Genomic DNA, 5,580 nt, shown 5'->3' with positions numbered 1-5,580 from the left:
TGGGCGCCGACGCGTTCTCCTCGGAGGCCGTGGCCGATCTGCTGGAGGCCAAGGGGCGCGGCCGCAACATGCCCACCCCCGTCCTCATCGGCTCCCCGAACACGCTGCACGGTCTCGTCACGGACTTGCCCCGGTTCGATGGACTGCGGTCGACGCCTGTGTCCTGCGGGGACAGCGGACGTCTCGGACGAGCGACCACACTAACGGCTGGGCAGCGCAGCGGCCCGCCGCCTGTGGACAACCCACCGGCGACGGGCCGATCGTTACGTAGGGGTGTGTGCTGTTTGGTCAGCGGTGCTCACGCGTGTGCGTGGCTGGTTCCGGTGGGTGCGCCGTACGCTTCGGCTCCGCTCCCTCTCCGCTTCTGCCCCGCGCACCATGCGCCTGTTTTCAGACAGCGGCCTTCTTCAGGCGGCGGCGCTCACGCTCCGACAGACCGCCCCAGATGCCGAACCGCTCGTCGTTGGCGAGGGCGTATTCAAGGCACTCGGAGCGGACCTCGCAGGCCAGGCAGACCTTCTTGGCCTCGCGGGTCGAGCCGCCCTTCTCGGGGAAGAAGGACTCGGGATCGGTCTGGGCGCAGAGCGCGCGCTCCTGCCAGCCGAGTTCCTCGTCCGCGTCGTCGACCAGCAGTTGCTGCACGAGCTCGGTCATGTGCGCCCCTCGTCCGTCCTTCGCGTCCCCGTGGTGCTGCCGTTACCGATTTCGGCTAACGACACGAGTGAAATTACAAGTGTGCTGCTACGGGCGAGTCAAGCCGAGATCTGCTATTGAGCCCCTTATTCACTCTGCGGAACCAAGCCTATGCGGAAAGTGTTCAAATCGGCATAAACCATGACAGGCGGCGGGGACCTGGGGCGCGTCTCCCTCCCATACGGGAAAAGACGTCCAGAAGTTCGATCCCGTTGCGACTCGAACGCCGAAGCTCACGGATTCCACACGGATGCCGGATCCGACACGGAGGCCGTGCCCGACGGGGGTGCCCGACCTACCCGACGGAGCGCCCTGCGTGCCCGATGGGACGCCATGTGTGCCCGATGAGGCGCCATGTGTCCCGGGATGGCCCGCGCAAACCCTTCACCGGCCAGATGAACCGGATGAGGTGAAACATGTCCCACATATCGGGCGTCAAGTTGACAGTCGAAGTGTGAAACCGGTGTTCTAGGGGGCATGCTCGCGAACTTGGCACTCACCTCGACCCGCTCCGCCGGGTTCCTCGGTGCTGCCCGCGCTCGCTGTAGCTGTCGCTGTTCCAGCTGTTGAGCCCTCCCCCATAGCTCCGGCTGCCACTGAGCCCCCACAGGGCTCGGCTGCTGTTCACGCCGCCCGTACCCGGGCGCACCACGACGCCCGTGACCCGGGCGACGGTCTTCGACACCGAGCCGTCCCTCACCCCCACACTTCCGCACACTTCCGCCGAGGAACCACCCCACCCATGAACAGCGACAGCGACCTCCAGATCGCCGGCGACATCCTCGAAGTACCGCACCTCCTGCAGCCCCCGCGCGAGCACCCGGTCACCGTGGCCGAGTTCGCCGGCCTCGCCCGCTCCATCGCCGCCGACCGCTCCCAGTGGGAGCACCTCGTCCAGTACGACGCGACGTCCCGCTGGTACCACCGGCTGCGCACCGGCCCCGGCTACGAGGTGTGGCTGCTGTCCTGGGTGCCCGGGCAGGGAAGCGGGCTGCACGGCCACGGCCGCTCCTCCGGCGTGCTCACCGTCCTCACTGGCGCCCTGACCGAGCGCACCGAGCGCGGCACGCGCGCCCTGGGCTCCGGCGCGCAGCGGGTGTTCGCGCCCGGATACGTGCACGAGGTGGTGAACGACGCACTCGAACCGGCGGTCAGCCTGCACGTCTACTACCCGGGGCTGACGGAGATGCCGATGCGCTCAGCTCAGTCGGCCCGCTGCGCGGCCGCGTCCCCGACTGCGGACGCGACCGCCTGAGGGGATGTCCGACATGACTGCCTGACTCGATGTCGTAGCCGCCTGCAACACTGTCCCACCCGTCACCCGGCCACCACCCCTCAAGGAGTCAGCCTGACGGCTGACACACTGTTTCAATGCGCATTGTGGTTCTGGCAGGCGGCATCGGTGGTGCCCGGTTCCTGCGTGGTCTGAAGCAGGCCGCGCCGGACGCGGACGTCACCGTCATCGGCAACACCGGGGACGACATCCACCTCTTCGGGCTGAAGGTCTGCCCGGACCTCGACACGGTGATGTACACGCTCGGCGGCGGCATAAACGAGGAACAGGGCTGGGGTCGGGCCGACGAGACCTTCCACCTCAAGGAGGAGCTCACGGCCTACGGGGTGGGGCCTGACTGGTTCGGGCTCGGCGACCGGGACTTCGCCACGCACATCGTGCGCACACAGATGCTGAGCGCCGGCTATCCGCTGAGCGCCGTCACCGAGGCGCTGTGCGACCGGTGGAAGCCCGGGGTGCGGCTCATCCCGATGTCCGACGACCGCGTCGAGACCCATGTGGCGGTCACGCTGCCCGACAGCGGGGCAACCCCGGACTCCGGGGAGCGGAAGGCCATCCACTTCCAGGAGTACTGGGTGCGGCTGCGCGCCTCCGTGCCGGCCGAGGCGATCGTGCCGGTGGGTGCGGAACAGGCGAAGCCCGCGCCCGGTGTCCTGGAGGCCATCGCCGAGGCGGACGTGGTGCTCTTCCCGCCGTCCAACCCCGTCGTGTCCATCGGCACGATCCTCGCCGTGCCCGGCATCCGCGAGGGGATCGCCGAGGCCGGAGTGCCGGTCGTCGGTCTCTCCCCCATCGTCGGGGACGCGCCCGTGCGGGGCATGGCCGACAAGGTGCTGGCCGCCGTCGGCGTCGAGTCCACGGCCGCAGCCGTCGCCGAGCACTACGGGTCGGGGCTGCTGGACGGGTGGCTGGTCGACACGGTGGACGCGGGCTCAGTGGAGCGCGTCGAGGCCGCCGGAATCCGGTGCCGGGCCGTGCCGCTGATGATGACGGACCTGGACGCGGCGGCACAGATGGCCCGCGAGGCGTTGACGTTGGCCGAGGAGGTGCGGAGCGCTTGAGCAGCGAGTCGTCGAAGGGCACGGGCAGCGATGTGTCGAGCGCTGTTGCCGGCTACCGCGTGTGGGCCGTCCCCGGGCTGCCGGAGGTGCAGCAGGGCGACGATCTCGCCAAGCTGATCGCCGCCGCCGAGCCGGGGCTCGCCGACGGGGATGTGCTCCTCGTCACCTCGAAGATCGTGTCCAAGGCGGAGGGCCGGGTCGTCGAGGCCACCGACCGCGAGGCCGCGATCGACGCCGAGACCGTACGGGTCGTGGCGCGCCGCGGGCCGCTGAGGATCGTCGAGAACCGGCAGGGGCTGATCATGGCCGCCGCCGGGGTCGACGCCTCCAACACTCCGTCCGGGACCGTGCTGTTGCTGCCCGAGGACCCGGACGCCTCCGCGCGGGACATACGGGACGGGCTGCGGGACGCGCTCGGCGTCGACGTCGGCGTCCTCGTCACCGACACGTTCGGGCGACCGTGGCGCATGGGGCTGACGGACGTTGCCATCGGGGCCGCGGGCGTACATGTGCTCGACGATCTGCGGGGCGGGACCGACGCACACGGCAATCCGCTCAGCGCGACAATCGTCGCGACCGCCGACGAGCTGGCCGCCGCCGGGGACCTGGTGAAGGGCAAGGCCGCCGGGCTGCCCGTCGCCGTCGTCCGCGGACTGGCGCACATGGTGGCGGCCGGGGACGACGGCGACGGAGCGCGGGCCATGGTGCGCGTGTCGCGGGACGACATGTTCCGGCTCGGGACGTCGGAGGCCGTACGGGAGGCGGTGACCCAGCGGCGTACCGTACGGGCGTTCACCGACGAGCCCGTCGACCCCGGTGCCGTACGGCGTGCCGTGGCCGCGGCCGTCACCGCGCCGGCGCCGCACCACACCACTCCGTGGCGGTTCGTGCTGCTGGAGTCCGAGGAGTCGCGCACCGGACTGCTGGACGCCATGCGGGACGCGTGGATCGCGGATCTGCGGCGGGACGGCAAGAGCGAGGAGTCCATCGCCAAGCGAATCCGCCGTGGCGACGTCCTGCGGAACGCGCCCTACCTGGTCGTGCCCTGTCTCGTCATGGACGGCTCGCACACGTACGGGGACGCGCGGCGGGACGGGGCCGAGCGGGAGATGTTCGTGGTCGCCGCCGGGGCCGGGGTGCAGAACTTCCTGGTGGCACTGGCCGGGGAGCGGCTGGGCTCCGCGTGGGTGTCGTCGACGTTGTTCTGCCGGGATGTCGTACGGGACGTGCTGGGGCTGCCGGAGGAGTGGGATCCGATGGGGGCCGTGGCGGTGGGCCACGCGGCCGAGGCGCCGAGGCCGCGGCCCGAGCGGGATGCGGGGGCCTTCATCGAGGTGCGGTGAGCGTGGTGGACTGAAGCGAGGGCACCTGCTCCTTCCCGCTCCAGTTCTCTCTTTCTCTCTTCCGCAGCCTCTACTTCACCTCTCTTCAGCAGCCTCTACTTCCCTCAGTTCGTTCAGCGACCCCCAGGACCTCACCGTGGCAGGACGTTTCGCACCGCGGCCCACTCTCCCCCACAGCCTTAAGGGCGTGGGAGGGACCCCCATGCCCGTGCGCGGTGGGCATGTCGCCGTGCCCGGACCCAGGGGCAGCGGTACGGCGCGGCCCGCTCCCGAGGCGGGGCGGACACGGACGTGGGTGCCCGGTGGGCCCCTCGATCTGGGGCTGGTGCTCGGGCCACTGCGGCGCGGGCCCGCCGATCCGACGTTCCGTGCGGCCCCGGACGGGTCCGTGTGGCGGGCCACGCGTACACCGGCCGGGCCCGGGACGCTGCGGGTCGCGTTGCGGGGCGGGGCGGCCCAGGCCGAGGCGTGGGGGCCGGGCCGTGACTGGCTGTTGGACCAACTGCCCTCGCTGCTCGGGGCGTTCGACGAGCCGGAGGCCTTCGAGCCGCGGCATCGGCTGGTCGCGCTGACGCGGCACCGGCGGCCGGGGCTGCGGCTGACACGGACCGGGCTGGTGATGGAGTCGCTGATTCCGTCGATCCTGGAGCAGAAGGTCACCACGGATGAGGCGTACCGGGCGTGGCGGTTGCTCGTACGGAAGTACGGGGAGCCGGCGCCTGGGCCCGTGCCGGGGCCGATGCATGTGATGCCGGCGGCGCGGACGTGGGCGCTGGTTCCGTCGTGGGAGTGGCATCGGGCCGGGGTCGACAACAAGCGGGCGTCGGCGATTCTGCGGGCCGTCCGGGTTGCCGCTCGGCTGGAGGAGGGCGCCGGGATGGCGCCGGAGGAGGCGCGGCGGCGGCTGGAGGTCGTGCCGGGGGTCGGGCCGTGGACCTCGGCGGAGACCGTGCAGCGGAGTCATGGGGCGGCGGACGCGGTGACCGTGGGAGATCTGCATCTGCCGGGGATCGTGGGGTACGCGCTGGCGGGCGACCGGGACGCGGATGACGCGGTGATGTTGTCGCTGCTGGAGCCGTATGCCGGGCAGCGGCATCGGGCGGCTCGGCTGATCCTGTTGTCGGGGCGCACGCCGCCTCGTCGTGTGCCGCGGATGCCTCGGGGGGACATCGGGCGGTTGTAGGGCTGT

6 protein-coding genes and 1 pseudogene are annotated in these 5,580 nt (G+C 71.1%); 5 read left to right on the top strand and 2 right to left on the bottom strand.

The window, feature by feature from the left end:
• Window positions 1-125 (top strand): annotated as a pseudogene (locus FPZ41_RS44480) (L-threonylcarbamoyladenylate synthase); the annotation flags it as partial.
• A 265-nt stretch (window positions 126-390) separates the two neighbouring features.
• On the opposite strand, the gene FPZ41_RS44475 reads toward FPZ41_RS44480, so the two are convergent.
• Together FPZ41_RS44475 and FPZ41_RS44470 are read right to left on the bottom strand one after the other, a co-directional pair.
• On the bottom strand, window positions 391-654 hold the full coding sequence (locus FPZ41_RS44475) for a WhiB family transcriptional regulator (RefSeq protein ID WP_003975777.1): 264 nt from the start codon (window positions 652-654) through the stop codon (window positions 391-393).
• A gap of 535 nt (window positions 655-1,189) precedes the next feature.
• Window positions 1,190-1,378 carry a hypothetical protein gene (locus FPZ41_RS44470; RefSeq protein ID WP_152870372.1) on the bottom strand — a complete coding sequence of 63 codons (189 nt, stop codon included), beginning with the start codon at window positions 1,376-1,378 and terminating at the stop codon, window positions 1,190-1,192.
• 57 nt (window positions 1,379-1,435) lie between these two features.
• On the opposite strand from FPZ41_RS44470, the gene FPZ41_RS44465 reads away from it, so the two are divergent.
• The 4 genes from FPZ41_RS44465 to FPZ41_RS44450 all read left to right on the top strand — a co-directional run bounded on the left by FPZ41_RS44465 (window position 1,436) and on the right by FPZ41_RS44450 (window position 5,574).
• Window positions 1,436-1,948 (top strand): cysteine dioxygenase, encoded by a 513-nt coding sequence (locus FPZ41_RS44465; RefSeq protein ID WP_152870370.1) that lies wholly within the window; start codon window positions 1,436-1,438, stop codon window positions 1,946-1,948.
• A gap of 116 nt (window positions 1,949-2,064) precedes the next feature.
• Window positions 2,065-3,048 (top strand): 2-phospho-L-lactate transferase, encoded by a 984-nt coding sequence (gene cofD, locus FPZ41_RS44460; RefSeq protein ID WP_152870368.1) that lies wholly within the window; start codon window positions 2,065-2,067, stop codon window positions 3,046-3,048.
• A complete protein-coding gene (locus tag FPZ41_RS44455) occupies window positions 3,045-4,391 on the top strand; it encodes a coenzyme F420-0:L-glutamate ligase (protein ID WP_152870366.1) in 1,347 nt (448 codons plus the stop codon). Before cofD ends, FPZ41_RS44455 begins: the two co-directional genes overlap by 4 nt.
• 136 nt (window positions 4,392-4,527) lie before the next feature.
• Window positions 4,528-5,574 carry a DNA-3-methyladenine glycosylase family protein gene (locus tag FPZ41_RS44450; protein WP_407698903.1) on the top strand — a complete coding sequence of 349 codons (1,047 nt, stop codon included), beginning with the start codon at window positions 4,528-4,530 and terminating at the stop codon, window positions 5,572-5,574.
• Window positions 5,575-5,580 lie beyond the last annotated feature (6 nt).

Source organism: Streptomyces acidicola (assembly GCF_009377235.1).
In the GTDB taxonomy this organism is placed as follows: Bacteria; Actinomycetota; Actinomycetes; order Streptomycetales; family Streptomycetaceae; genus Streptomyces; species Streptomyces acidicola.
Note: the sequence above shows the minus strand (reverse complement) of the source record. Positions and strands in the feature narration are given on the sequence as shown.

Coding starts and splice junctions, on each gene's coding strand:
- FPZ41_RS44465 (WP_152870370.1), top strand. CDS start 1,436: ATGAACAGCGACAGCGACCTCCAGATCGCCGGCGACATCCTCGAAGTA.
- FPZ41_RS44475 (WP_003975777.1), bottom strand. CDS start 654: ATGACCGAGCTCGTGCAGCAACTGCTGGTCGACGACGCGGACGAGGAA.
- cofD (WP_152870368.1), top strand. CDS start 2,065: ATGCGCATTGTGGTTCTGGCAGGCGGCATCGGTGGTGCCCGGTTCCTG.